This is a genomic window from Haloferula rosea, from assembly GCF_016595525.1.
GTDB classification, from domain to species: domain Bacteria; phylum Verrucomicrobiota; class Verrucomicrobiia; order Verrucomicrobiales; family Akkermansiaceae; genus Haloferula; species Haloferula rosea.
On record NZ_JAENII010000013.1, the window covers coordinates 25467 to 49167 of the forward strand.

The window sequence follows — 23701 nt, forward strand, 5'->3', positions numbered from 1 at the left end:
ACTTAGGTTTGCGCGGACGTGAGCAAGAGGACGATCTCCCCTTTCGGTGGGTGGGATTGGAAATGGGCGAGGAGTTCCGGGGCGGTGCCGCGATGGTAGGTCTCGAACTTCTTGGTCAGCTCACGGGCGACGCAGACTCTGGCATCGGGGTGGTGCTCGGCGAGGATTTCCAGAGTTGAAAGAATGCGATGCGGGGACTCGAAGAACAGGGTGGTGCCGTCGGCCTCCAGTCCGGCTGTCATCGCCTTCAGTCGTTTCCCCTTTTTGACGGGAAGAAACCCGTGGAACTGGAACGAGTGGACCGGGAAGCCCGACCCAACCAGCGCGGTAAGCACTGCGGAAGGTCCCGGCAGAACGACGAAGGGTGCGTCCGCTTCGAGGCAGGCCTGGATGAGTCGGTATCCAGGATCAGAAACGGCGGGCATGCCGGCATCCGAGACGACGGCGACGGTCTGTCCGTCACCGACTGCGTCGAGCAACTCCGGGATGCGTCGTGCCTCGTTGTGATCGTGCAGGGAGACGAGCTTTTTCCCGCTGATCTCGAGGTGCGCGAGTAGCCGGGATGTGTGGCGGGTGTCCTCACAGGCGATGATGTCGGCTTGTTGCAGTGCTTCGACCGCGCGGTGTGTGATGTCGCCCAAATTGCCGATCGGCGTGGGGACAAGGAGGAAGCAGCCTTCGGACATGGCGGGGCGGCGGAGCGATGCCCCGCTTGGGGTCAGTAGCCGTTGGCCAAACGAGAGATCATGCCGTCACATGCCCGCTGAAGCGCATCGGGAAGGGCATTGTTTCTCGATGTCTGGAGGTTGGAATCCACGAAGAACCGTGAAGTGCCAATGCTGGTCCCGCGGGCGAGGATGGTGGACGGGTCGGCGCCGTCGCGCAGCACCCAATTCAGGGTGACGGTATTGCTGAGTTCTTCCGGTCGCAGGGTGTCGAGTCGTGCCGAGCGAAGCTGGGTGTACTGGATCTGATGGATCGTGCCCTCCAGAATGGCGTCCGCATCACCCACGCTCCCGACCCGGTACGTGCCATCCTCGACGATGGCTTCGGTGGCCGCGGAGGTGGCGATGGACTCGGCCCGCGGGTGCAGGCTGTGGTTCTCGAACATCGGCACGGCGATGGTCCGGACGTCCTTGAGCACGGCGGGCTTGGCACCATCGATCTGGTACCCGGCACACGAGCAGATCGCCACACACGCGAGGAAGGTCAGGATGCGGGTCATGGGGACTCAGAATTAGTTGAGAGCATTCAGGCGGGCTTGGGCCTTGTCGTGCAGTTCACCTGATTTGGCACGTCGGACGACCTCCTGATAGTAGAACTTCGCGGAGGTGATGTTGCCCTTCTTTTCGTAGAAGCTGGCGATGTCGTAGGTGTTCTGGATGTCCCGTCCACCGATGCTTGAGATCAACTGGCGGGCTTCGCCGTTGCGTTTGTGGCCCGGGAACTGGCTCAGGTAGTCTTCGAAGGATTCCTTGGCGCGGGCGAGGTTCGCCTGATCCTGGTTTCCCTCTTCGGCTTCCTTGAGAAGGATCTCGCCGACTCGGAATTGGGCTTCGGGTGCTTCCGGGGAACTCGGGTAGTTGACGACGACCGAGCGGTAGGCGCTGATGGCCTTGGAAGGCTCACCCTGGCTGGCGTAAATGTCGCCGATCTTGAAGGAGGCCCGGGCGGCGAGTGGCGAGCGCGGTGCGTTGCCTGCGAGATCGGTGAGCATGCCCACCACCTTGTCGGTGGAGAGCGACGACCTCAGACCGAGGAAGCTGTTCTTGATGTCGCCATCGGCGGCGGCGAAGGCGAGGGATGTTTGCCGATCCAGTGCCTTCTTGTAGAGTCCGCTGCCCTGCTTCTGGCTGAGCAGGTCCTGGTAGGCGTCGAAGGCCTTCAGGGTTTCTCCGGATTGTTCAAGCAGTTGGGCTTGGCGGAACCGAGCTTCGCCAGCCTTCGATGCGAAAGGAATTTCATCGGCGAGCTCGTCGTAGAGACCGATGGCTTTCTTGGTCTTCCCATTTTGCTCGGCGGTCTGAGCTTGAGCGAAGAGAGCATCGGCGCGCGGGTTGTCACTGGCGCCGGAGCCGACCATGGGGGGGAGTTCGGAATTGCTTCCACAGCTCGAGATGAGGAGGGCAGCCGGGAGGGCGATCAAGGTGGGTCGCATGGGCATGACGCTAAGCGGATGATGGTGGCGGCGGGAAGGGAAAATCGGGGATTTCAGTCAGCCATGTCCCAGCTCGATGGATCGCCGGGTGGCCGCAGCGACGGCTTCGATCAGTGCAGAGCGCAGACCGGCGGCTTCGAGTGCCGAGATTCCGGCGATGGTGGTGCCTCCCGGGGAGGCGACCTGATCCTTGAGAGCGCCGGGGTGCATCCCGGTTTCGCTCACCATGGTGGCGGCTCCGCGGACGGTCTGAGCGGCAAGTTCCAGCGCTTGGGCTCTGGGAAGCCCGGCACGAACGCCGCCATCGGCGAGTGCCTCGATGATCATGAACACGAATGCCGGGCCGCTGCCGGAGAGGCCGGTGACGGCATCGAGCTGGATTTCGGGGACCTCAAGAGCGATTCCGACGGATCCGAGCAGGGTCTTAGCGGTTTCGGCATCCGCGGTCGTCGCGGACTGGCCGAGCGCGAAAGCCGCAGCGCCTTCGCCGACCAGGGCGGGGGTGTTCGGCATGCAGCGAATGATCCGGGAGTCCGACGGGGAGTGCTTCTGGAGCCAGTCGATCGACAGGCCCGCCGCGATGGAAATGACGAGGGATGACTGGTTGGCGGGGAGGGCTCCCAATGCTTCCGCGGCCTGCTGCGGTTTGGTGCAGAGGAGGTAGGTATCGCAATTCGCCAGTGAATCGAGCTCGGCGACGGTGGAAGCGCCGGTGGCCTCGCGGAAGGAGTCTGCCGCGGCGGGATAGGGATCGTAGCCGTGAACCTTTGAGGCTTCGATTGCTCCGGAGCGGATTGCTCCCGTGATCAAAGCGGTTCCCATTTTCCCACATCCGATGACGCCGATTTCCATGCGCCGGAGTCTAACTCGTCCGGTCGGGCGTGCGAGCGTTCATTTTGCTTGGTCGTGAGCCGATGGACTCGCATCGTCCGGCCATGCGAGCATGGATGTTTCTGATGGCCCTGGGCCCGATCGTGGTAGCCGACGAGGAGTCGGTGGTGCCGCCGGCGACGGCCGTGGTTTCCGAGTTGGTGGCCAAGTTGCCAGACCCACTGCCTCCGGCGGTGCCCAAGGGGGTAAGCATGGCAATCACCGCGAGCAGTGAAGCGGCGCAGAACTCGGTGCGCTACGGCATGCTTTGTCTGCATGCGGGCTGGGATTTCGAGGCTTATCGACATTTTGCGGCTGCCATCGGGGAGGATCCGCAGTGCCTGATGGCGCACTGGGGCGTTGGGCTCGCCTTGCTTCATGGGAGTGAACATCTCGCATCGGAGAGGGAGGCTGCCTTGACCCGGATGCTCGAGTTGATCGATCAAGGGGTCGGGACGGAGCTGGAGAAACGGTATGTCTTCGGACTGGTCAAGCTGCTCAGGGATGGTCCGGCGGATGCGGCCTCCGCATTTGCCAAGGCGGCCGAAGAGTTCCCGAACGATCCCCAGATCGGGTTGTTGAAGGCGCTGCTCGGGCGGGGTGGATTCGATGTCACCGGTGAGGCGACGCCTGATCAGGAGCGGGCTGAATCCGACATGCGTGAGCTGATCAAGCGGTTCCCGGATCTCAGCTATCTTCGCTATGCGTTGCTGGCGATGAGGGCGGAAGCCCCGTCATTGGAGGACGACCTCGAGATGGCAAGAGCTCTGTGCCGGGAAGTGCCGGGTTTTCCTCCCTACTTTCACCTGCTGGGCCACTACGAATGGCGCTGTGGGAATCATCCTGCGGCTGGCGAAGCCTTTGGTCGGGCGGCGGACTTGTATGGCGAGTGGATGAAGTCGACCGACCTGACAGCGCTCCACTGTGCTCCGTGGACGAAGGCGGAGTGCTATCGCGCCGTGGCGCTGGCCTCCAAAGGGGAGTATGAAAGCGCCCTGGCTGCGGCGATGGCGGTGGCGGCGATCGAGGTGCCCATCGATCAGGTGAATACTTCCGGTGGGAGGATGCTGATGTGGGAAGCGCGGACCCTGCCGGCGAGGATTTTGATGCGGCGGGATCAGAAGGGCGACATGAAGAAGGCGCTGGAGACCCTGCCGGATCTGGAGGCCCTGCGCGGAGTGGGGGCCAAGTCGCTGGTGCTCTGGTCCTATCAGTCCCATACTTCGGTGGCCACGTCCCGACTCCTGCTTGAGGAAGGGAAGCTGGAAGACGCCCGGTTGGTGTCTGATGATGTGACGCGGGTGGGCAGCAATTTCGTGAAGACCCGCGAGATCGCGGTCGGGATGGGTGAACGTTCCGAGTGGCTGCGCTCCTTCAAGGGCTTCGAAACCATGGCCAGCGAACTTCGTGGCCTGATCACGATGGCAAACCCGAAAGGGGATCGTGGGGGTGCCTTCAACTGGTTCCGCGCTGCCGCGGACCGCCAGACGCGGATGACCCTGATGATGCCGCCCTCGGTGCTGCTGCCGATGGAGGCCCGCCTGGGGGAATTCTACACCGAACAAGGGAAGACCGATGAAGCGATTGAGATTCTTCTCAAAGGTCTTGATGAGCGCCCGAATGACTGGGAGCTGGTGGTTCGACTCCGCGATATTTTCCAGAAGTCCGGAATGGACGACGGGGTGCGCGAAATGGAGGAGAAGCTGAAATCGCTGAAGGCGGAGTAGGGGGCGATGTGCCCGTGCTGTCTGGAAACGGATCGGGCTGGGGGGGAATCCAGCCGAGGGCCTCTCCAATAGACCGCGTTTGCGGCTACGGGATCTCTAGTGGAACGGTCGCCGGTGAGCCATCGGTCAGGGGGCTGCGCTCCATGTCGGATGACGCTCGGACAGCGCATCCGCTTCAAGTTCCGCTGAGGCCGGGGCTCGGGTCAGGCACTGCGGACTTCTTCTTCGGACACTCCGCGTAGTTTGAAGACCCGGAGAATGGTGTCTTCGATGAGGTTGTTCGGGCAGGACGCTCCGGCGGTGATACCGATGACGGCCGGTCCGTCGCCAAGAAGCGAGCCGGAGTATTCACTGGTGATCTCGGCCTTGTGCTCGAGATCGTAGTGGGAAACCTTCTCGAAGGAATCGAGGCAGTCGGAGTTCCGGATGAAGAAGGTGGGAAGTTCCTTCTCGGCGATTTCCACGAGGTGTGTGGTGTTCGAGCTGTTGTAGCCGCCGACGACGAGGAGCAGGTCCATCGGTTTGCGCAGCATTTCGAAGAGGGCGTCCTGACGTTCCTGGGTCGCGCCACAGATGGTATCGAAGACCTTGAAGTTCTTCTCTTCGGTGTCGCGATCGATGACGGCCTGCCTGACGCGGCGCTGGATCTCTTCGGTCTCGCTCTTGAGCATGGTGGTTTGGTTGGCGACGCCGACCTGCTGGAGGTGGATGTCCAGATCGAAACCGGGCGAGAGTGAATGCTCGAAGCGCTTGTAGAAGGCATCGCGGTCACCTCCTTCGCGGATGTAGCGGCAAAGGAAGTCGGTGTCGTCGAGGGTGAGAACGATGACGTAGTGGCCATTGCCGTCGTCGCCGAGGGCACGCGATGCGGTGGCCTGGGTCTCCTCGTGCCCGGCCTTGCCGTGGATGATGGAGGTGAGTCCCTCCTTGGCGTAGGTGCGGACACGGCGCCAGACCTTCATGACGTCGCCGCAGGTGGTGTCGACGACGTAGCACCCTTGGTTGGCGATCTTTTCCATGAACTCGGTGGGGGCTCCGAATGCGGGGACGATGACGACGTCCTCAGCCTCAAGCTGGTCGTAGTCGTCGGTGAGTTCCTGCCATGGCAGCGAGACGATGCCCATCTCGGCGAGCTGCCGGTTGACCTCGGGGTTGTGGATGATTTCACCGATCAGGTAGATCTTCTGGTCGGGGAAGACGCGGCGGGCGGCATAGGCGAGGTCAATGGCGCGCTCGACGCCATAGCAGAAGCCGAAGGATTTGGCCAAACGCAGGGTGGTGTTGCCGATGGTGATTTCGTCGCCCTGGGATCGCAGGCGCTCGACGATGGACGAGCGGTAGTGGTTCTCCACTTCTGCGGTGACCTTTTCCATGACGTCCGGACGGCGGACGTTGACGCGTTTGCGTTTTTCTCTCCCTGCGGGCTGCGACATGCCGGGACTGTAGTGGGAAACGGCCGGGAGTCCAGTGGTCGCTAATGTCCCGCGCGGCAAGTTCGACAGCTTTCGGGATATTGGAAGCTATTTTGAAATCAGCTCGCGGCGCTCGTCCGTCCAATGGGTCGCGGATCTTGTGCCCAACTGCGGCGTTGTTCCTCGTTCACAAATCTCGATTTGTTCCCTCGTCACGCCTTGGATTTGAAAAGAATCTCTCTCGCGAAGGTCACCGCCCTTGTCGCGCGGGACATTAGGGTGGAGTGGGGGATGGCTCGATGCGAGGCCCGCGGTGCTTCCGAATGGGCAGGGTGAGGAGGAGGAACATGATCAAGGCGATGCCCTCCAGCCAGACGATGTAGGTGGGATGGGGGCCGAGGTGATCGAGCAGGCTCGGGTTGACCGGCTTGCGGGCGAGGAAACCGAAATTGGTCCCGAGGAAGTGGTTCGCGATGACGGCGACCACGAGGTAGAGGTTCAGCCAAGCGAATGCGATGAGTGGGCTTCGCCACCATGGGCGATCGGCTCTCCAACCGCCGACGATGGGGAAATACAGGGCGGCTGCTACGACGGCGAAGTGGTGGATGAAGAACGAGAAGAAGGCGGGGTGCGGGTAGCCGACATCGATGGCCGGGGTGGCGATGCCCTGGATGGTGCCGGCGAGGCCCCAGTAGTAGGTCAGAAGGATCAGGGTATGGTTGCGCGTGATGAGGGCGAAGCCGGCGGTGAATGCCGCGAGGTCGCACAGGTGGAGCGGGACGGCATTGTCGATGTCGCTTTCCCGGGTCACCTGGGACCAGGCCCACGAGCTGACGGCGAACACGCTGAGATTGAGGAAGGCGAGGGTGGACCTTGCCGCCAATTCCGAGGAGCCCCCGCGCCGTCCCATGAGGAGGCAGAGGGCGATGGCGCAGATGCCGGCGACCACGGTCCATGCGTGTTGGCTGCTGAACGGAGTGAACAGTGGGTCGGGCATTGGAAGGATCTAGTGTCCCGCACGGCAAGTTCGTCACCTTTCGGGATGTTGGAAGTTGTTTTGAAGTCAGCTCGCTGCGTTCGTCCGCCCAATGGGTCGCGGATTTTTTTCCCAACCGCGGCGTTGTTCCTTGGTCACAAATCTCGATTTGCTCCCTTGTCACGCCTTGCATCTGGAAAAAACTCTCGCGCGAAAGTCACCGCTCTTTCCGCGTGGGACACTAGGGAAGCCGGGGTGAGAACCGCAAGCCACCGTGTGCATTTTCTGAAATGGGGGTGGAGGATGACGGAGCGGCGCCGGGGCGCTGGTCCGAATCGTGCCGGGGAAAGCTTGCCGAAACCGTGGCGGGGTTTCCATGCTGCGGGGGTGAAGCCGCGCCGTCAGGGAAAAGACCGACAAGGGAAGGAAGCCCGGGAAAACCGCCACGTCCGTGCCTCGACGGAGATCGCGGTGCAGTCGAGGGATGAGGAGGCTCTGATGAGAATCGTGGCGGCGGAGACGACGCCATTCATTCTGATCGTCGACTGCGTGCAGGACCCGCACAACCTCGGGGCGATCCTGCGGACGGCGGATGGTGCGGGGATCCATGCGGTGGTGGCACCGAAGGACAAGCAGGTCCGGATTACCGAAACCGTTCGCCGGGTGTCGGTGGGTGGTGCGGATCACGTGCCCTTCGTCCAGGTGACGAATCTGGCGCGGACGATGGAGAAGCTGAAGGATGCGGGCGTGTGGATCGTCGGGACCTCGGATCGTGCGGACAAGTCGCTCTACGATCTGGACCTGAAGGGTCCCTTGGCCCTGGTGATGGGTGCGGAGGAGAAGGGGATGCGACGTCTGACCGAGGAGAACTGCGATTTTCTGGCGAGCATTCCGATGGCGGGGCACGTGGATTGTCTGAATGTCTCGGTCTCGGCCGGGGTGTGCTTGTTTGAGGCAGTGCGGCAGCGTCGGGCGGCGAGTTCGGAGGCGTGAAGGAACCGGTTCTCATCCTGTCGGACCTGCATCTCGGGCATTCGGCATCGAGGATCGATCGGGTCGAGTGTCTGCGGCCCCTCATCGCTGGAGCCGCGACGGTGGTTTTCAATGGTGACACGTGGCAGGAGTTGGCCAGTGCGTTTCGGCAGGAGTCCGAGCGATTGCTCGGGGACTTGCGTGCGCTGTGTGAGGAGCTGGGGGCGGAGCCGGTCTTCTTGTCCGGAAACCATGACCCGGGCTGGCCGGGGAAGGGGTGGCTGGAACTGGCTGGGGGGCGGATTGTGGTGACGCACGGGGACGCGGTGATGTGGGCGGGGTCCCCGTGGAGTCGCGAGGCATTTCAGCGGCAGGAGCAGTTGCTCGCCCTCTGGGCGGAGCATCGGCTGCGGGAGGATGATGCGGGCGAGCGATTGCGCTGGGCGCGGAAAGTCGCAGTGACGCTGAAAGCGGCCCGGCATCCGAAGGGGCGGAGTTTGATGCGGAGAGTCTGGGATGCGGTGAATCCTCCGCGGCGGGCGCTCGAGATCCTCCATGCGTGGTGGAAGCATGCCGAGCTGTCGGATGCATTTGCGGCTCGGTATTTTCCGCGTGCCGAGGTGGTGGTCACCGGTCATTTCCATGGTCGGGGAGTTTGGGATTTCGGCAGGCGATTGGTTCTCAATACCGGGGCCCATGTCGCTCCCCATGAAGCGATGTGGGTGGAGTGGAGCGAGGGCTGGCTGCGTTGTGGGGAGGTGGAGCGTGGGGAAAGCTACCGCCGTGGCCGGGTGCTTGGCGTCTGGAGACTGGGTTCCCGGGGGCTTGGAAAGGGTCGGGGCTGAGTGTGTCTGAGTCTTTGACCTTTCCTGATATTCAGGATAAACAAGCGGCCATGTCAGACGGGAAGGATGGTTGGTATGTGTCGCGGGGCGGCCAGACGTTTGGTCCTGTGACTTTCAGTGATGTCACGGATGCGGCGAAGGCGGGTCGTCTGGAGCCGCGGACCGACATGCTTTTCGGCGGTGATTTGGCGGACTGGACGCCTGCGGGCGAAGTCGAGGGGGTGTTTGAGAAGGCAGCTCCCTCCGAGGCGGGCGCGGGCGGTGAAGGAGGCGAGAAGAAATCGGGTGATGATGGCTTGGCGGACGTGGGTGATTTCAATTTCGACGAGGAGAAGGAGAATACGAAGCTGGACCTCCCGGGGGCGCATCGGCTCGGCTACTTTTTCGGCGTCACCATCCTGCCGTTGATTCTGGTCATCGGCTTGTCCCAGGTGATGCCGATGATGATTTCGGCCGCGGGGCCGGAATTCGGTGGCTACGTGCCGTATGTGTTTTTCCTGATCCCGCTGCTGGTGCTCATCATCACGGTGAAGCGCTTCCAGAACTTGTCGATGAGTGGCTGGTGGTGGCTGGGGCTCGGCGTGCCGATCCTCCAGATCTGGCTCTATTACCGGTTGTTTGCCTGCCCGCCGGGTTACGCCTTTACCAAGAAGCTCGATCTGGCCGGCAAGATCCTGGCGACGATCTACTGGCTGTCGCTGGTAGGCTCGGTGGTGCTCGGTGTGTTGTTTGGCGCATTGGTCGCGCAGCGGGCGCAGGACGAGGAGTTCCAGGAGTTGCTTCAGGAGTGGCGCAACAAGATTGAGGCTTGGGATTTCCAGGCCAAGGAGCAGAAGAGCCAATAGTCTGCGGTTGGAGCTGATTCCTTCGAATCGCGGTTGCTCATCGGGGGTATTCTGGATGAGCCTGCGCTGTGGAAATCGTCGATGTCATTCTGCCGCTTGAGGCTTCCGAGGACGCCGCAGCGTGGAAACGTGCGGCAGCGAAGCGTCTCGGGATTCCCGAGAAGCGGGTGGTCGAGACGCGCTTGGTCAAGCATTCGATCGATGCGCGCAAGCGACCGATCAAGGTGCAGTTGCGCCTTGAGGTCGGGGTCGACCAAAGTCTGCCGCCAGCCGTCGATCCGACGTGGGAGGCGCCGCGTCTTCCACAGGGTGCGAAGGAGGTGGTGATTGTCGGCTGCGGACCGGCGGGGATGTTCGCGGCGCTGCGTTGTCTTGAACTTGGCATGAAGCCGATCGTGTTGGAGCGGGGCAAGGATGCCAGTGCCCGGCGCTTCGACCTCGCGCCGATCCTGCGCAAGGGCACGGTGATCGAGGATTCGAACTACTGCTTTGGTGAGGGCGGAGCCGGGACGTTTTCGGATGGGAAGCTCTACACGCGCGCGGCGAAGCGCGGCCCGGTGAGGAAGGTCTATGAAACCCTGGTGGCCCACGGTGCGCCGCAGCGGATTCTGATCGACGCTCATCCGCACATCGGTTCCAACCTGTTGCCGAATGTGGTGATGGCAATGCGTCGCTCGATCCTCGAGGCCGGGGGCGAGGTTCATTTCCAGGCAAAGGTGTCCGGCTTGCTGAGGGACGGCGAGGGCGTGCTACGGGGTGTCAGTACTACGGATGGACGAGAATTTCCCGGCGACGCCGTCATCCTGGCGACGGGACACAGTGCGAGGGACATCTATCAGATGCTGGCGAGGGAGTCGGTCCTGATGGAGCCGAAGCCGTTTGCGGTGGGCGTTCGGATCGAGCACCCGCAGCCATTCATCGACCACCAGCAGTATCACCTGCGCAAGGGCGAGACCCGGTCGGATCTGCTCCCTGCGGCGAGGTATGGACTGGCGACGAAGATCCGGGATCGTGGGGTGCATTCCTTCTGCATGTGTCCGGGGGGGTGGATCGTGCCCGCCGCGACGGAGAATGACGAGGTGGTGGTCAATGGCATGAGCTTGTCGCGGCGCGATTCGCCGTTCGCGAACTCAGGCCTGGTGGTCACGGTGGAACCGGCGGATGTGAAGTCGTTCGAGGACGAGCATGGGATTCTGGCCGGCATTGCCTATCAGAAAGCCATGGAGGTGGCGGCGAAGCAGGCGGGCGGCGGCGGGCAGGTGGCCCCCGGCCAGCGGGTCGCGGACTTTCTCAAGGGGAAGGTGTCGCCGGATCTTCCCGAGATGAGCTACTTTCCGGGTGCGAAGTCGGCTCCTCTGCATGAGATCATGCCGAAGGGAGTGGTCGGTCGGATGCAGGAAGGGCTGCGCTTGTTTGACCGTCGGATCCGCGGATATGCGGGTCGGGAGGCGCTGCTTCTGGGATTCGAGACAAGGACGAGTTCACCACTGCGTGTGCCACGCGAGAAGGAATCGCTCGAGCATCCTGAGCTGCGTGGATTGTTCCCCTGTGGTGAAGGGGCGGGCTATGCCGGGGGCATCGTGAGTGCCGCGCTGGATGGCATGCGGGTCGCGGAGGCGGTGAAGGGGTAGGGCCGGATGGAGCGGCCCGGAAGGGGGGTGCTTCTGAGGGTCAAAGCACGGCGCGTTGGATGCGGCCGGGGTCTTCGTCGAGGAAGCGACGGGCCAGGGCCTCGAATTCCTCCGAGAGGTCGCTGAGGTGGATGGAAAGGCTGCCGGGAGAGGTGGCGGGATTCAGCAGATCAAGGCGGGTCAGTTCCTGCTTCAGATGCTCGGCGCAGGTGGTGGCGGAATCGACCAGTCGGATGTCGGCGGGAAGAAATTTCTTCAGGGTCGGAATGAGCAGCGGGTAATGGGTGCAGGCAAGCAGCAGGGCATCCAGTCCCTTGTCGACCATGGGGTCGAGGTAGGTCTTCAGGGCCGCCTCGGTAGCGGGGTGGTCCAGCCAGTCCTCCTCGATCATGGGCGCGAGCAAGGGGGCGGATTTCGCATGGATGATGAGCCCGGTCCGGCGCTGGGCGAGGGCGTGCTGGTAGGCGTGGGAGCGGATGGTGCCCCGGGTGGCAATGATGCCGATGCGGTCGACCTGGCCATCCGACAGTAGGGCATCGACGCCTGGTTCGATCACGCCAAGGATGGGCACGCGGAAGGTTTCGCGAAGCATCGGCAGGGCGTGGGCGGTCGCGGTGTTGCACGCGACGACGATGGCTTTGACTCCTTGGGTGAGGAGGAACTGCACATCCTCGGCGGCGAAGCGACGGATGGTTTCCGGGCTTTTCGAGCCGTAGGGGACGCGCGCGGTATCGCCGAGATAGACGATGTCCTCGTGGGGCAAGAGTGTCCTGGCAGCCCGGACGACCGTCAGGCCGCCGACTCCGGAATCAAAGAAGCCCAAGGGCGCGTTGCGCATGGTCGGAGGAGACCAGAGAGAAGAGTCCGTAGGCCAGACAAATGTGGAACGCGGAGGTGGGCCGCCTTCCCGCGTGCTTATTTCCAGCTCAGTGCGCCCTTACGTAGGGCATACACGTAGGCGAAAGCGAGGGTGCCGGCGAAGCCAGCCATGCTGACCAGAGCGGTGGCACTTTCGGAAACCAAGTCGCGGAACTGGACGGCCCATGGATACATGAAAACCACCTCGATATCGAAGATCACGAAGAGCATCGCGATCAGGTAGAACTTCACGGAGAAGCGCGGGGCACCGTCACCGACGGGGAGCATGCCGCATTCGTAGGCTGTATCCTTGATCTCGCTGCGGCGGGCGGACTTGCCGAGCACGACGCTCAGGGTGAGAGCCACGGCGGCAAATCCGATCGCGATGACGATCTGGAGGAAGACGGGAAAAAACTGCTCGTTCATGCGGGACGGGGCTTTCCTAGGTGGGGAGCGGGAGACTGCCAAGCGCGAAAAGTCATGGGGTGGCGGATGGTCGGGCTAGAGTTTTTGTTTTGGCGGGTAGCCACCGCGGGGGAGGCTGGCGAGAAAGTCGGGTGAGCATCCCGAGATCCGGAAGGTGCCACGCTTGTAGCCCCGGACCTTGAGCGGTGTCGCAAGCATGAGACCGATCAGGGCGAGGAGAATGAGGATGAAGCCGAGCATCACGAGGCCGATGACCCAATCCGAGTCCTGCAGGCGGGTGGCGGCGAAGATCCCAAGGGCGGCGACACCGATCAGGCCGAGCGCGGACCCGCGGCGTCTGACGTAGCGCCGGCGGATGCCCTCGCTGAGCCAGTAGGTGGCGGTCGCGCTTTTGCGAACGGCGATGGCGACGATGATCATCACCAGAAGGTGGACGAAGAGGAGCAGGTAGACCCACGGGGGCGTGTAGATGAACTTACGGGAAAAGACGCGGTCTCCCCCTTCCAGCGGTTGATTGGTGACGGCGCAGCGGTCCGGTAGAGTGGCTCCGTGGGTGAGGTAGAGGTAGCGATCGTCTGCCGAGCATCCCGCGGTGGGCAGGTCGAGGGACGCCACGGAGTCCTGAACCTTGGGCGGAGCATACGGGTTGGTGGAGTCCATCGGGTGCTGAAGCGGTAGCAGGGGCCATTGAAGGTGCGACTCCCGTGGGGGGCAAGGCTGGGTGAGGGCACGTGAGGGCACGAAAAAGCCCGCGCCGGGGTGACCGGCGCGGGCTGTGGTTCAGGGAAATTTTTTCGGAGGAATCAGTCCTCTTGCTGCTGTTGTGCGAGCCACTCGCTGGAAGCTTCGTGGACGCGATCAGTACCTTTGTATTCTTTGCCGATCTTTTCGACCAGACCGCGAGTCACGAGATTTTGAAGTTTCTCGTAGGCGCGGAGGCGAAGCATTTCCTCGCCGCCACTGACGGCATTGCGGAGCTTCAGGTTTTCGAACACGCGTTCGAACAGGTCGTTGAAACCGAACACCTTGTCTTCCGCGAGAACATTGCAAAGCTCATCTGTAACGTGGTCTGGAAGCCGGCGTGAAAACCGGGTGCGTTTCGTGGTGGTTGCCATAGCGCCGAAAGAATAGCAGCAACCTGTCACAAAAGCGACTCAAAAAAAGGCATCGAGTAAAAAATGCAGAAAATAATTTGCAAGTTAAAATAGTTAATATGTCCGAAATAGTTAGAACGAGGGTCCCCAGGATGCTGAGATTCGGGGTGAAGGGCATTGACGGCGGGCGTGGGCTCGGCACTCTGACTTTCGATGATTGTCCGGCTGCGGGGAAAAGTATGGGAATGTTACCCAAATCGCTTGGTGATGGATGTGGGGGGAGTGGGCTACGAGGTGGCGGTGCCACTTTCGAGCTTTGACCGGCTGAATCCGGTGGAAGGGGCGGATCTGGAACTGCGGACCTACCATCACATCACGGACCGGAGTCAGGCGCTCTACGGGTTTGCGAGTGAGGAGGAAAGGGATGTCTTTTTGTTGCTGATCGATCGCGTGAGCGGGATCGGGCCGGCGGTGGCGATGGCGGTGCTCAGTGGGATGCCGGTGGAGCGCTTCAAGTCCTGTGTGGTGGGCGGTGAGGTCGCGGAGCTGTCGAAGATCAAGGGCTTGGGCAAGAAGACCGCGGAGCGGATCGTGCTGGAGCTGAAGGACAAGGTGGGGGTGGCGGAAACGTGGCGCGGTGCTGCCAGTGGCGAGGTCCAGCCGGGCGCGGCCGATGCGGAGCTGGCGTTGGTGGCCTTGGGCTACAAGCAGGTCAATGCGCGCAAGGCGGTCCGGAAAGTGCTGGATGAGCAGCCTGACGCGAGCACCGAAGAGTTGATCCGTGGTGCGCTGAGAGCCATGTCATGAGTTTGACCCTCGACCAGATCCGTGCGGCGCTTCCTGAGGAAGGGTTGTTTGAAGGTGGGTGGCAGTATTCCCCGGAACCGCTGCCGCTGACTTCGGGCGAGCGGCGGTTCCTGCGCGGACTGGGTCATCCCTTGGCGAGATTTCAGCAGGCCTGTGACGAGGTGTATCGGCGCAGCGCCAGCGGCGTGCTGCCGGGGTGGATCGCGGAGCTGCTGGATACCGGAAAGCCGACGTGGATGGTGGATACCCAGCGCGAAGCGGGGCGATTGGGGCATCGGCCCGGGGTGATCCGGCCGGATCTGCTGCTCGGGGAGGAGGGGATGTCGATCACCGAGCTCGATGGAGTCCCGGGTGGGCTGGGGATGACGGCATGGCTTTCGCGGCTGTATGCGGATGCAGGTTTCGACGTGCTCGGTGAGGCCGACGGGATCGTGAAGGGTTTCCGGTCGGTGCTGGAGGAGGACGGCGTGGTGGTGGTCTCGGAGGAGGCGGCGGACTACCAGCATGAGATGGAGTGGCTGGTGGAGGCGGCGGGTGGCGGTCGCGAGGTCGTCCGGGCGGAGGATTTTGAGGAGAGTGATCGGGCGGTCTATCGGTTTTTCGAGTGGTTCGACTGGGAGAGCCAGCCGCTTTTCCGCAAGCTCGCCGAGGGCTCGGTGACGGGTGGGGCGAGGCTGACGCCGCCGTGTCTCCCGCATCTGGAGGACAAGCTGTGGCTGGCCCTGCTGTGGACGCCGGCGCTGAAGCCGCTGTGGGAGACGATGCTCCGTGGTAGTCACTTGAAGCGCATCCGCGAACTGGTGCCGATGGGCTGGGTCGTGGACCCGTCGCCACTGCCACCGCAGGCGGCGCTGCCGAAGCTGGAAGTGCATTCGTGGGACGAGGTGGCGGCATTCAGTCAGAAGGAACGCCAGCTCGTGCTGAAGATCAGCGGGTTCCACGAAACGGCGTGGGGGTCACGCGGGGTGTTCATCGGCCATGATCTGCCGAAGGCCGAGTGGACCGAGCGATTGAGCCACGCCTTGGACGACTTTTCCCAGCAGCCGTGGATGATGCAGGAATTCCGCGAGACGCGGGTGGTCGAGCACCCGGTTTTCCGCGACGACGGTTCGGTGGAAACCATCCGGGGGCGGGTGCGTCTGTGCCCGTATTACTTTACCGATGCCGATGGTCGGACCGAGTTGGGAGGTTGTCTGGCGACGATTGCTCCGGTCGACAAGAAGAAGATCCACGGGATGAAGGACGCGGCCCTGGTGCCGGTTTGTTGATCGATGAAGCGCTCGATGTGCCTCCTGTCGGTCGTCGCCTTTTGCGTGTCAGGCTGTTCTGGGGTGATTCCCAGTATCGGTGCGGGGCCGGTGGTGGCACCGATGGAGCTCAACCCGCTCACTGGAGGGGGAAGCATGAGCACGCTGTGGTATCTGGGCAGCGATCGGCGCTACCATCACTTCTCGCATTTGTTCAAGACGACGACGCGCTACCGGGTGAAGCGTGAAGATCTGGATTGGCAGCCTGAATTTCCGCTGCGCAGTGAGGAGTCCGTTCTGGTGGGGCCGGGAATGGCACCGGCCAAGTGGCGGCTGCAGCGGACGTCCGGCGAATGATGGGTCGTCCGCCAACGAAAAAATGGAAAAACGAAAAAGCCCGGAGGGAATTCCCACCGGGCTGATTCTGAAAGGTTGGGTCAGAAGCGGCTCAGATGAGGCCGGCCTTCTTGAGCGTCGCGTAGGCGCCGTTCTTGTTGATGGTCTTGAGAGCGCGGCAGGAAAGTGTCACGCGGACCCACTTGTCGAGCTCGGGCACGTAGATGCGCTTGCTCTGGATGTTGGGAGTCACCTTGCGTTTTACGACTTTGGTGACGTGACGACCGATACCGCCTTTTTTCTTGGCGAGACCTGAACGGTTGATAATGCCGCCAGAGCGGACTCGGCTTCCTCGGATACTGCAGACGCGGGCCATGATAAAAAAGGGGTTCGTTGTGAACGGGCGGCGAAGGATGCACGGGGCCTGAGGACCGTCAAGGCAAAACGCGCAATTACCCAAGGGATCCGGAGGATCATTGATGAATGGGTCTCGGGGCGCCATGCAGGATGCATGATCGGGCTTGGAATGGCTGGGGCAGGCAGCTAGACCGTGGCCATGTGGGTATGGGAAAAGCTTTCGGCATCCAAGTGGCTTGACGCGTGGGAAGACCGTTTCCATGGGAACCCGAACTTCGTGGTCCATGTGCTCAAGGGCGGGAAGACGGTGCGTGTGGAGGTTTTCTGCGAATCTCAGGAGGACGCGGAGAAGATCGTCGAGCAGTTCGGCGGTCGGGTGCGTGAGCTGAAGAGCGCGGATTGGCAGAAGCCGGTGGAGGTCCCGGCTCCGCTGAAGATCCGCGACCGGTTCGTCGTCACGCAGGAGGACGATGAAGCGAAGCTGGCGGACATGCGGCGGCAGTTTGCGGGGCGGGAGGTGCTGAGTATTCCCCCCGAGATGGCATTCGGCACTGGCGACCACGCCACCACGTCCACGGTGTTGCGGATGCTGGTGGACATTGGTCGCGAACGGGGGCCGGGCTGGAGCTGTGCGGACCTCGGCTGCGGGACCGGGCTGCTGGCGATCGCGGCGCGGAAACTCGGAGCGGATCCGGTCTTCGCCTGCGACTTTGATCCTTTTGCGGTCAAGGTCACCGAGAGGAACGGCCCGAGGAACGGGGTGGAGGGCATCGTGGTCGAGGAAATCGATGTGCTCGCGTGGAAGCCGGAGAAGACCTACGACGTGGTGCTGGCGAACATCTTTTCAACCGTGTTGATCCAGGCCTTTCCGGTGCTGGCGAAGCTGCTCAAGCCGGGTGGCGACATCGTGCTGTCCGGGATTCTGGCCAGTCAGGCATGGGATGTTTTCGAGGAGGCCGCGGGGCACGGCTTCGGATTTCCGAAGGTGGTGAAGAAGGGGAAATGGGTCACGGCCCGGGGTCGTTGGATGGCCGAGTTGGTGGATTGACCGTCTTCCTTGTTTTAGTTCCACCATTTCACTTGCGCGGCGAGCAGGGGGAGGTCAGAAAAGCGCGCCGTTCCACTGGGGATGGGCGACAGAACTGGTTTGTCGTCGTTTCCCGGCGGATCGATACCAACCATCTCTGCGCTCTTTATGGACTCCATCTCATCCCGAATTCAGCAGGTTCAACCCTCGCTCACGCTGGCTGTGACCAATCAGGCCAAGGCCATGGCCGCTCGCGGCGAAGAAGTCTACGGACTTGCCGGTGGCGAACCCGAAATCGACACCCCTGAGCACATCAAGGCTGCGGCCATGGTGGCAATGCAGGAAGGTCGGACGAAGTACACCCCGGCCAGCGGGATCCCCGAACTGAGGGAAGCCCTCGCCACCAAACTTCTCGACGACAACAAGCTCACCTACGATCCGAAGCAGATCTGTGTCACCGCGGGTGCCAAGATGGCCTGCTTCAACGCCATTCTGGCGATGGTGGAAGAGGGTGACGAGGTCATCATTCCGACTCCCTACTGGGTGAGCTATCCGGAGATGGTGCGTCTGGCCGGCGGCAAGCCGGTGATGGTCGAAACCAAGGAATCGGACGGCTGGAAGCTGACTGCCGAGCAGTTCGAGGAAGCGATGACGCCTGCGACCAAGATGGTGATCCTCAACTCGCCATCGAACCCGACCGGTGCGGTTTACACGGAAGAGGAACTTCGTGCGATCGGTGAGGTCGCGCTCTACGAGGACATCGTGATCCTTTCGGACGAGATCTACGAAAAGCTCGTCTATGGTGAGGCCAAGCACATCTCGATCGCCTCGCTCAGCGACGAACTCTACAACCTGACGATCACCGTGAACGGCTTCTCGAAGGCCTACGCGATGACCGGCTGGCGTCTGGGTTACACCGCGGCTCCGGAGCCGATCGCTCAGGCGATCTCGAAGATCCAGAGCCACACGGTGTCGAACGCCACGACCTTCGCACAGTACGGTGGACTCGCTGCACTGCAGGGTGACCAGAACTTCCTCGGCGATCTGCGCGAGGAGTACGACGGACGCCGTCAGTTCATGATGGCCCGCCTGCAGGGCATTCACAACATCCGCGTGGTCGAGCCGAAGGGGGCGTTCTACTTCTTTGTCTACACCGGTCAGCTCGGTATCAAGTCACAGAACCTCTGTGACAAGTTGCTCTCCCGCTACCGGGTCGCCGCGATCCCGGGCATCGCCTTCGGCTACGACGAAGGTCTGCGCCTGAGCTACTGCACGACGCTCGACGTCCTCAATGAAGGTCTGACCCGCTTCGAGCAGTTCTGCCGCGAGCACTGATCGCACCGCGAACCTTTCAACGGCCATCGGGATGTCTCCCGGTGGCCGTTTTTTCGGCTGGATCCGCTCGAATTTCGTCGGGACTTCATCGCGGGCTCATGGAATGCTCGGCATTCTGAAATCCGATGACACTTGATCGATCCAGACTCCGAAGCCAGGCCCGCTACTGGGGGCTCCACTGCAGCGTGAACGCCCTTCCGAGTTTCATCGTGGCAACATGCTATCTGCAGATGGCGACCAAGCCGTTGGCGATTCTGGCTATGCTTCTGGCGATTCTTACCTTCGTGGTCGCCTACACCGTGATCACTTCGATCGACGGCCTGTTCAACGATCCGGAGAGCCTGCTTTCCCGGGCCTTGAAGATCGGGGTGAAATTCCGGTTGGTGGTGAGTCTGGTGTCCTTGCCCTTCCTGCTCCCGACAGCGGCGGCGCTTTTTGTGCCTGACGTGTGGGCAGGGATGTTGGCGGTCGGGCTGGTCAATGGGGTGGGTCAATGGTTGCTCGGTGGGGGAGGAGCCATGGTCGGGCCGACCGAGGGGAGCCCGCCGATGCTTGCGGTGTATGCGACCACCATCATCGAGGGGCTGATCCTGTCGCTGTCGCTGCTGATGATCTCGTTCTTCACCCTGCTGGTTCTGCAGATGAAGAACCGCAAGAAGGCACTCGAAGTGGTGCTTCCGCCGGAAGCGCCTGATGCTTTGCCAGTGCACGACATCGAGCAGAATCGATAGGGCGGGCAAGTTGGCGATCCCTCTTCATCGGTGGGTCGGATCTCTCCATCCATGACGGGGTAAGGCGTGTGGTAATCCTGCCCGTGCTCCTTACGTGCGATGGATGGAGAAGGGTCACGCTCCATCGGTGCGCAATGATCCCTGAAAACTTGATTCCGTTCTTCAGGTTGCTGGTTCAGCAGATGAGGAATTGCAAGAAGGTACTGGAAGTGGCGCTTCCACCAGAAGCGTAGTAGATTGCGATCAGGGACTCTCTGAGTCGGTGCGCTCGATCTTGACGCTTTGGGCGGCGAGGAGGTCGCGCATGCGTGTGGCCAGCGTGGTTTCGACGAGGTCGAGGACGCCGCTCTTCTCGGCTTCGATCCTCATTTGCTGGCGAAGCTCGCGCAGCAGGGTGGCGCGATCGGCCGGGGTGATGTTATTGGCCCAGCCGTCCTTTTCGCTGAGGATCTCGAAGTCGATCAGCTCGACGCCGAGGATTTCCGGTTCGGGGAAGCTGGCGATGGGGGTGCCGTTTTCGACGCGCAGCGACACGCCGGGTTCCAGCTTGTAGCCGGCGGTGATGCGGTAGTGTCCCTGGGCGATGAGATGTTTGGTGCCGGTTGGCAGGTACTTGAGGACGTAGCTATCGTTCTCGAATCGTCGGGTGGCCGACATCCGGAGCTCGAGGAGGGCCAGCTCGCTGATGTCCGTCTGGCTGACGATCTCGGCGCGGCCTTCGGTGATGCGAGTGTCGGCATTGGTCAGGGCGGAGAGCACCTTGTCGATGCCGTCGCTCGTGCCCTTGACGCTTCGGTCCATGAATCTCACTCCCATCAAGGCGAGCAGCAGCATGGCAGCGAGGAGGGCGATCCAGCGCAGGGTTTTCCAGAGTTCCGGGTGATTTGACATGACAGCTTGGTGATCCGGAACGTTGGGTCCGGTCTTGGTTTTTCAATGGGGTGATTGGAATCCCGGGCCATTCCTACCATTGCATTCGTCGATCGCACGGGCTAATCGAGCGGCATGTGGGAAGCAATCGGCGGTTGGGGCGGATGGGACGAACTGGGGGCGACGGGCACCTGGGTCGTGACCGCGTGCTTTCTGCTGATCGGATTGGCGGGGTGTTTCATTCCCGTGATCCCCGGGCATCTGGTGATTTTGCTGGGAGCGGTGTTCCATCGCCTGGTTTACCCGGGGAATTCCGGTGTCGAGTGGTGGACGTTCACCGTGCTGGCCTTGCTGCTCATCGCCTCCCAAGTGTTCGAGTTTGTCAGTGGGGCGGCGGGGTCGCGCTGGTTCGGCGGCACCAAGTGGGGGGCGGGAGGCGCCTTTGTCGGCGGCATTGTGGGGATGTTCTTCATGCCTTTCGGCCTGCTGCTGGGCCCTCTGATCGGGGCCTATGCGTTTGAGGCCTGGTTTGCCAAGCAGGAGACCAAGCCGGCGGTCGTGTCGGGGGTCGGGTCCGCCGTGGGAACGCTCGCCTCCCTGGTGGTGAAGGTGATCGTGGGCGTGGCGATGATTGTCTGGTTGTTGGTGGACATTTTGTTCATCGGGTAGGGGGATTGGCGGCGCGGTCCTTCGTCGCTGGCATCGCCTGATCCCTGGACATTGAGCATTCCTCCCTTCGGCTGGAAAGGCATGGGGGTGAGAGAAGATCCGTTTCATTAGGCTTGGCGGAGTCGCGTGTCAGGGGCTAGCTTCCCTGCGCCGCTCCCCGGATGATCGCGGTTCGTTTCTTCGGAGGCGGGTCGAGGAAAGTCCGGACACCAAAGGGCAGCGTGCCTTGTGAAAACGAGGGACGGGCTTCCGCGAGGAACCCGGACGGAAAGTGCAGCAGAAAACAAACCGCCCTGATTCGTCGGGGTAAGGGTGAAAAGGTGAGGTAAGAGCTCACCGCTCCAGAGGTAACAATGGAGGCACGGTAAACCCCGCGCGGTGCAAGACAGAACAGGAGAAGGGTCGCCCGCCCGTTGAATCTCCGGGTATTAGTCGCAGTCCACTCCGGTGGGCTCCCGCTTCGGCGGGAAGAGAAATGATCGTCGAATCCCGCAAAGGCGGGAGGAACAGAATCCGGCTTACAGGGGAGCGGTCGCCCCTTTTCTTCCGGCTCCGGTGGATCCCCACCGGAGTTCCGGGCCGGGTCAGTCCTTTGAAGACTTCGGGTCCAGCGCGTCGCGCAGGCCGTCACCGAGGAAGTTCAGCGCGAACAGGGTGGCGGCGAAGAAGAGCGAGGGGAAGAAGAGCAGCCACGGGTTGGCGGTCATGCGGTTGGCCCCTTCTTCGATCAGGATGCCCCATGAGCTGTTCGGGGGTCGGACGCCGAGCCCGAGGAAGGACAGGGTGGCTTCGAAGAGCATGATGCCGGGGATGGTCAGCGTGGTGTAGACGATGATCGGGCCGAGCGAGTTCGGCAGGATGTGCTTGAAGAGGATGGTGAAGTGGCTGAGTCCGAGCGAGCGGGCGGCTTCGATGAAGTCCTGGCGTGCGATGTTCTGCACCTGCGAACGGACGATGCGCGAGACGGTCAACCAGGAGAGCGCGCCGATGGCGATGAAGAGTGGGACGAGGGTGGTGATGGGTTCGACCCAGGTGCGTGTGGCATTCTGCTCCGCGACGCTGCTGTCGGCCCCGGCGAAGAGGTCCACGGTGTTGTTGGTCAGGTCGGTGGTCATCGGTTCGATCGACTTTCCGAGCAGAATCACCACGATCAGGAATGGCATGGCGTAGAGGATGTCGACGATCCGCATCATGAGGTCATCGACGAATCCCCGGAGGTAGCCGGCGATGGCGCCCCAGCAGATGCCGATGGTGACCGACACGAAGGTGGTGATGAGACCGACGGCGATGGAGATCCGGCCGCCGTAGAGGACGCGTGAGAAGATGTCGCGTCCGAGGTGGTCGGTGCCGAACCAGTGTTCGCCGGACGGGCTTTGGTTCTTCTTCGGCAGTGCCTGGGCATTCGGGTCCTGGATGAGCCCATCGATGGATGGTAGCACGAGGCAGCTGAGGAAGATGATGGCGAGCACGAACACCGCGGCGGTGGCGGCGTGGTTGCGACGCAGACGGTGGGCGGCATCGGCCCACAGGGAGGCGCCTTTCTCGACGGAGATGGTGGAGGTCTGGGACATCGTGACGGATCAGCGGGAGCTGCGCAGGCGGGGGTTGAGCCAGGCACCGAGGATGTCGGTGCCGATGTTGGCCAGAATGATGAGGATGCCGAAGAGCAGGCCGATCCCGGTGAGGACGGGTTCGTCGCCAAACTCGATGGCCTTCACGAAGTGGGTGCCGAGGCCGGGAATGGCGAAGACGCTCTCGATGACCAGCGAGCCGGAGATGATGCCGGCGAAGGCGGGACCGATGTAGGCGACGGCGGGAATCAACCCGCCGCGGAGGCAGTGGCGGACGAGGATCTGTCCTTCCGGCACGCCCTTGGCGCGGGCGGTGCGGACGAAGTCCTGATTGAGGGTCTCGAGCATGCCGGCGCGGGTCAGGCGCGACAGGTAGGCGGCGCTGACGAGGCCGAGGGTGAAGGCGGGAAGCAACCAATAGCTGGGGGACAGCGGCGACCAGCCCATGGCGGGAAGGGCCTGCCATTGCTGGCCGAAGCGGTCGGCCAGGACCGGGCCGATGACGAAGGCGGGAATGCAGATGCCGATCATTGCCAGGGCCATGGCGCTGTAGTCGAGGATGGTGTTCTTCTTCCACGCGGCGACCACCCCGAGCGGAATGCCGATGCAGATGGCGAGTCCCATGGCGACGAGTCCGAGCTGCAGCGAAACGGGGAAGGCCTGGCTGATGATCTCGCTGACATCGCGCCCTTCCAGCCGGAGGCTGGCACCGAGGTCGGCGGTGCCGAGCGTGCCGAGGCGTTTCACGTACTGGACTCCTAGTGGCTTATCGAGGCCGTAGTAGGCCTCCATGCGCTCCTTGATGTGCTCGGGGATCGCCTTTTCCGTCTGGAACGGGCCGGCGGGCAGCGCGTGAACCAGGAAGAAGGTGATGGTGAACAGGACGAGCAGGACGATGACGCCCTGTCCCAATCGGTTGAGGAAATAGCGGAACATG

26 protein-coding genes and 1 other RNA gene are annotated in these 23701 nt (G+C 62.4%); 13 read left to right on the forward strand and 14 right to left on the reverse strand.

What is annotated here, in order from left to right:
- Positions 1 to 2: 2 nt before the first annotated feature.
- The 4 genes from rsmI to proC are packed head-to-tail and all read right to left on the reverse strand — an operon-like array spanning position 3 to position 3010.
- Positions 3 to 686: a 16S rRNA (cytidine(1402)-2'-O)-methyltransferase gene (gene rsmI, locus JIN81_RS15065; protein WP_200281627.1), complete on the reverse strand. Its 684-nt coding sequence runs from the start codon at positions 684 to 686 to the stop codon at positions 3 to 5.
- Between the two features lie 32 nt (positions 687 to 718).
- Entirely contained in the window at positions 719 to 1225 is a 507-nt protein-coding gene (lptE, locus tag JIN81_RS15070) for an LPS assembly lipoprotein LptE (protein WP_200281630.1), read from the reverse strand.
- A 12-nt stretch (positions 1226 to 1237) separates the two neighbouring features.
- On the reverse strand, positions 1238 to 2158 hold the full coding sequence (locus JIN81_RS15075) for a tetratricopeptide repeat protein (protein ID WP_234045000.1): 921 nt from the start codon (positions 2156 to 2158) through the stop codon (positions 1238 to 1240).
- Between the two features lie 57 nt (positions 2159 to 2215).
- Complete coding sequence (gene proC, locus JIN81_RS15080) at positions 2216 to 3010, reverse strand: pyrroline-5-carboxylate reductase (protein ID WP_200281636.1); 795 nt, start codon at positions 3008 to 3010, stop codon at positions 2216 to 2218.
- Positions 3011 to 3093: 83 nt separating this feature from the next.
- Here proC and JIN81_RS15085 point away from each other — a divergent pair, with 83 nt between their 5' ends.
- Complete coding sequence (locus JIN81_RS15085; RefSeq protein WP_200281639.1) at positions 3094 to 4755, forward strand: tetratricopeptide repeat protein; 1662 nt, start codon at positions 3094 to 3096, stop codon at positions 4753 to 4755.
- A gap of 203 nt (positions 4756 to 4958) precedes the next feature.
- Here the strand turns inward: JIN81_RS15085 and JIN81_RS15090 are convergent, their stop codons facing one another.
- On the reverse strand, positions 4959 to 6188 hold the full coding sequence (locus JIN81_RS15090) for a 4-hydroxy-3-methylbut-2-enyl diphosphate reductase (RefSeq protein WP_200281642.1): 1230 nt from the start codon (positions 6186 to 6188) through the stop codon (positions 4959 to 4961).
- A 253-nt stretch (positions 6189 to 6441) separates the two neighbouring features.
- Complete coding sequence (locus JIN81_RS15095) at positions 6442 to 7164, reverse strand: YwaF family protein (protein ID WP_200281645.1); 723 nt, start codon at positions 7162 to 7164, stop codon at positions 6442 to 6444.
- 366 nt (positions 7165 to 7530) lie between these two features.
- Here JIN81_RS15095 and rlmB point away from each other — a divergent pair, with 366 nt between their 5' ends.
- The 4 genes from rlmB to JIN81_RS15115 all read left to right on the forward strand — a co-directional run bounded on the left by rlmB (position 7531) and on the right by JIN81_RS15115 (position 11436).
- On the forward strand, positions 7531 to 8136 hold the full coding sequence (gene rlmB, locus JIN81_RS15100) for a 23S rRNA (guanosine(2251)-2'-O)-methyltransferase RlmB (RefSeq protein ID WP_325100892.1): 606 nt from the start codon (positions 7531 to 7533) through the stop codon (positions 8134 to 8136).
- A complete protein-coding gene (locus JIN81_RS15105; RefSeq protein ID WP_200281650.1) occupies positions 8133 to 8960 on the forward strand; it encodes a metallophosphoesterase in 828 nt (275 codons plus the stop codon). Before rlmB ends, JIN81_RS15105 begins: the two co-directional genes overlap by 4 nt.
- A gap of 50 nt (positions 8961 to 9010) precedes the next feature.
- Complete coding sequence (locus tag JIN81_RS15110) at positions 9011 to 9805, forward strand: GYF domain-containing protein (RefSeq protein ID WP_200281660.1); 795 nt, start codon at positions 9011 to 9013, stop codon at positions 9803 to 9805.
- A 68-nt stretch (positions 9806 to 9873) separates the two neighbouring features.
- Entirely contained in the window at positions 9874 to 11436 is a 1563-nt protein-coding gene (locus JIN81_RS15115; protein ID WP_200281662.1) for an NAD(P)/FAD-dependent oxidoreductase, read from the forward strand.
- A gap of 40 nt (positions 11437 to 11476) precedes the next feature.
- Here JIN81_RS15115 and murI read toward each other — a convergent pair whose 3' ends face one another.
- The 4 genes from murI to JIN81_RS15135 form a co-directional block, all read right to left on the reverse strand.
- Positions 11477 to 12274 carry a glutamate racemase gene (gene murI, locus JIN81_RS15120; RefSeq protein ID WP_200281665.1) on the reverse strand — a complete coding sequence of 266 codons (798 nt, stop codon included), beginning with the start codon at positions 12272 to 12274 and terminating at the stop codon, positions 11477 to 11479.
- A gap of 77 nt (positions 12275 to 12351) precedes the next feature.
- Entirely contained in the window at positions 12352 to 12720 is a 369-nt protein-coding gene (locus tag JIN81_RS15125) for an NADH-quinone oxidoreductase subunit A (RefSeq protein ID WP_200281668.1), read from the reverse strand.
- 75 nt (positions 12721 to 12795) lie between these two features.
- Complete coding sequence (locus tag JIN81_RS15130; RefSeq protein WP_200281671.1) at positions 12796 to 13380, reverse strand: hypothetical protein; 585 nt, start codon at positions 13378 to 13380, stop codon at positions 12796 to 12798.
- A gap of 143 nt (positions 13381 to 13523) precedes the next feature.
- Positions 13524 to 13835 (reverse strand): helix-turn-helix domain-containing protein, encoded by a 312-nt coding sequence (locus JIN81_RS15135; RefSeq protein WP_200281673.1) that lies wholly within the window; start codon positions 13833 to 13835, stop codon positions 13524 to 13526.
- Between the two features lie 192 nt (positions 13836 to 14027).
- On the opposite strand from JIN81_RS15135, the gene ruvA reads away from it, so the two are divergent.
- Genes ruvA through JIN81_RS15150 form a run of 3 tightly spaced genes read left to right on the forward strand, consistent with a single transcriptional unit; the run spans position 14028 to position 16225 of the window.
- The gene (gene ruvA, locus JIN81_RS15140; protein ID WP_200281677.1) at positions 14028 to 14621 is read left to right on the forward strand and encodes a Holliday junction branch migration protein RuvA; all 594 of its coding nucleotides are present in this window, start codon (positions 14028 to 14030) and stop codon (positions 14619 to 14621) included.
- On the forward strand, positions 14618 to 15889 hold the full coding sequence (locus JIN81_RS15145; protein WP_200281680.1) for a hypothetical protein: 1272 nt from the start codon (positions 14618 to 14620) through the stop codon (positions 15887 to 15889). The genes ruvA and JIN81_RS15145 overlap by 4 nt, the downstream gene beginning before the upstream one ends.
- Before the next feature lie 3 nt (positions 15890 to 15892).
- On the forward strand, positions 15893 to 16225 hold the full coding sequence (locus tag JIN81_RS15150) for a hypothetical protein (RefSeq protein ID WP_200281683.1): 333 nt from the start codon (positions 15893 to 15895) through the stop codon (positions 16223 to 16225).
- 91 nt (positions 16226 to 16316) lie between these two features.
- Here the strand turns inward: JIN81_RS15150 and JIN81_RS15155 are convergent, their stop codons facing one another.
- Complete coding sequence (locus tag JIN81_RS15155; protein WP_200281686.1) at positions 16317 to 16580, reverse strand: large ribosomal subunit protein bL28; 264 nt, start codon at positions 16578 to 16580, stop codon at positions 16317 to 16319.
- Positions 16581 to 16760: 180 nt separating this feature from the next.
- Between JIN81_RS15155 and JIN81_RS15160 the strand changes: the two genes are divergently transcribed.
- The 3 genes from JIN81_RS15160 (at position 16761) to JIN81_RS15170 (ending at position 19654) form a co-directional block, all read left to right on the forward strand.
- Positions 16761 to 17609, forward strand: a complete 849-nt coding sequence (locus JIN81_RS15160) for a 50S ribosomal protein L11 methyltransferase (protein WP_200281688.1) — start codon at positions 16761 to 16763, stop codon at positions 17607 to 17609.
- A gap of 147 nt (positions 17610 to 17756) precedes the next feature.
- Entirely contained in the window at positions 17757 to 18923 is a 1167-nt protein-coding gene (locus JIN81_RS15165) for a pyridoxal phosphate-dependent aminotransferase (RefSeq protein WP_200281691.1), read from the forward strand.
- Positions 18924 to 19132: 209 nt separating this feature from the next.
- Entirely contained in the window at positions 19133 to 19654 is a 522-nt protein-coding gene (locus tag JIN81_RS15170) for a hypothetical protein (RefSeq protein ID WP_234045013.1), read from the forward strand.
- Positions 19655 to 19897: 243 nt separating this feature from the next.
- On the opposite strand, the gene JIN81_RS15175 is transcribed toward JIN81_RS15170, so the two are convergent.
- On the reverse strand, positions 19898 to 20545 hold the full coding sequence (locus JIN81_RS15175) for a DUF4230 domain-containing protein (RefSeq protein ID WP_200281697.1): 648 nt from the start codon (positions 20543 to 20545) through the stop codon (positions 19898 to 19900).
- A 114-nt stretch (positions 20546 to 20659) separates the two neighbouring features.
- On the opposite strand from JIN81_RS15175, the gene JIN81_RS15180 reads away from it, so the two are divergent.
- Together JIN81_RS15180 and rnpB are read left to right on the forward strand one after the other, a co-directional pair.
- The gene (locus tag JIN81_RS15180) at positions 20660 to 21193 is read left to right on the forward strand and encodes a DUF456 domain-containing protein (protein ID WP_200281700.1); all 534 of its coding nucleotides are present in this window, start codon (positions 20660 to 20662) and stop codon (positions 21191 to 21193) included.
- A gap of 149 nt (positions 21194 to 21342) precedes the next feature.
- Positions 21343 to 21730: RNase P RNA component class A (rnpB, locus tag JIN81_RS15185), an RNA gene on the forward strand.
- A gap of 47 nt (positions 21731 to 21777) precedes the next feature.
- On the opposite strand, the gene JIN81_RS15190 is transcribed toward rnpB, so the two are convergent.
- Positions 21778 to 22764: an ABC transporter permease gene (locus JIN81_RS15190; RefSeq protein WP_200281702.1), complete on the reverse strand. Its 987-nt coding sequence runs from the start codon at positions 22762 to 22764 to the stop codon at positions 21778 to 21780.
- 9 nt (positions 22765 to 22773) lie between these two features.
- Entirely contained in the window at positions 22774 to 23700 is a 927-nt protein-coding gene (locus JIN81_RS15195; protein ID WP_200281706.1) for an ABC transporter permease, read from the reverse strand.
- Between the last annotated feature and the right edge of the window lies 1 nt (position 23701).

Excerpts from the sequence above, each read along its gene's own strand:
- rsmI (WP_200281627.1), bottom strand. The coding sequence starts at position 686 with ATGTCCGAAGGCTGCTTCCTCCTTGTCCCCACGCCGATCGGCAATTTG.
- lptE (WP_200281630.1), bottom strand. The coding sequence starts at position 1,225 with ATGACCCGCATCCTGACCTTCCTCGCGTGTGTGGCGATCTGCTCGTGT.
- JIN81_RS15075 (WP_234045000.1), bottom strand. The coding sequence starts at position 2,158 with ATGCGACCCACCTTGATCGCCCTCCCGGCTGCCCTCCTCATCTCGAGC.
- proC (WP_200281636.1), bottom strand. The coding sequence starts at position 3,010 with ATGGAAATCGGCGTCATCGGATGTGGGAAAATGGGAACCGCTTTGATC.
- JIN81_RS15085 (WP_200281639.1), top strand. The coding sequence starts at position 3,094 with ATGCGAGCATGGATGTTTCTGATGGCCCTGGGCCCGATCGTGGTAGCC.
- JIN81_RS15090 (WP_200281642.1), bottom strand. The coding sequence starts at position 6,188 with ATGTCGCAGCCCGCAGGGAGAGAAAAACGCAAACGCGTCAACGTCCGC.
- JIN81_RS15095 (WP_200281645.1), bottom strand. The coding sequence starts at position 7,164 with ATGCCCGACCCACTGTTCACTCCGTTCAGCAGCCAACACGCATGGACC.
- JIN81_RS15110 (WP_200281660.1), top strand. The coding sequence starts at position 9,011 with ATGTCAGACGGGAAGGATGGTTGGTATGTGTCGCGGGGCGGCCAGACG.
- murI (WP_200281665.1), bottom strand. The coding sequence starts at position 12,274 with ATGCGCAACGCGCCCTTGGGCTTCTTTGATTCCGGAGTCGGCGGCCTG.
- JIN81_RS15125 (WP_200281668.1), bottom strand. The coding sequence starts at position 12,720 with ATGAACGAGCAGTTTTTTCCCGTCTTCCTCCAGATCGTCATCGCGATC.
- JIN81_RS15130 (WP_200281671.1), bottom strand. The coding sequence starts at position 13,380 with ATGGACTCCACCAACCCGTATGCTCCGCCCAAGGTTCAGGACTCCGTG.
- JIN81_RS15135 (WP_200281673.1), bottom strand. The coding sequence starts at position 13,835 with ATGGCAACCACCACGAAACGCACCCGGTTTTCACGCCGGCTTCCAGAC.
- ruvA (WP_200281677.1), top strand. The coding sequence starts at position 14,028 with ATGATTGTCCGGCTGCGGGGAAAAGTATGGGAATGTTACCCAAATCGC.
- JIN81_RS15145 (WP_200281680.1), top strand. The coding sequence starts at position 14,618 with ATGAGTTTGACCCTCGACCAGATCCGTGCGGCGCTTCCTGAGGAAGGG.
- JIN81_RS15150 (WP_200281683.1), top strand. The coding sequence starts at position 15,893 with ATGAAGCGCTCGATGTGCCTCCTGTCGGTCGTCGCCTTTTGCGTGTCA.
- JIN81_RS15155 (WP_200281686.1), bottom strand. The coding sequence starts at position 16,580 with ATGGCCCGCGTCTGCAGTATCCGAGGAAGCCGAGTCCGCTCTGGCGGC.
- JIN81_RS15160 (WP_200281688.1), top strand. The coding sequence starts at position 16,761 with ATGTGGGTATGGGAAAAGCTTTCGGCATCCAAGTGGCTTGACGCGTGG.
- JIN81_RS15165 (WP_200281691.1), top strand. The coding sequence starts at position 17,757 with ATGGACTCCATCTCATCCCGAATTCAGCAGGTTCAACCCTCGCTCACG.
- JIN81_RS15175 (WP_200281697.1), bottom strand. The coding sequence starts at position 20,545 with ATGTCAAATCACCCGGAACTCTGGAAAACCCTGCGCTGGATCGCCCTC.
- JIN81_RS15180 (WP_200281700.1), top strand. The coding sequence starts at position 20,660 with ATGTGGGAAGCAATCGGCGGTTGGGGCGGATGGGACGAACTGGGGGCG.
- JIN81_RS15190 (WP_200281702.1), bottom strand. The coding sequence starts at position 22,764 with ATGTCCCAGACCTCCACCATCTCCGTCGAGAAAGGCGCCTCCCTGTGG.
- JIN81_RS15195 (WP_200281706.1), bottom strand. The coding sequence starts at position 23,700 with ATGTTCCGCTATTTCCTCAACCGATTGGGACAGGGCGTCATCGTCCTG.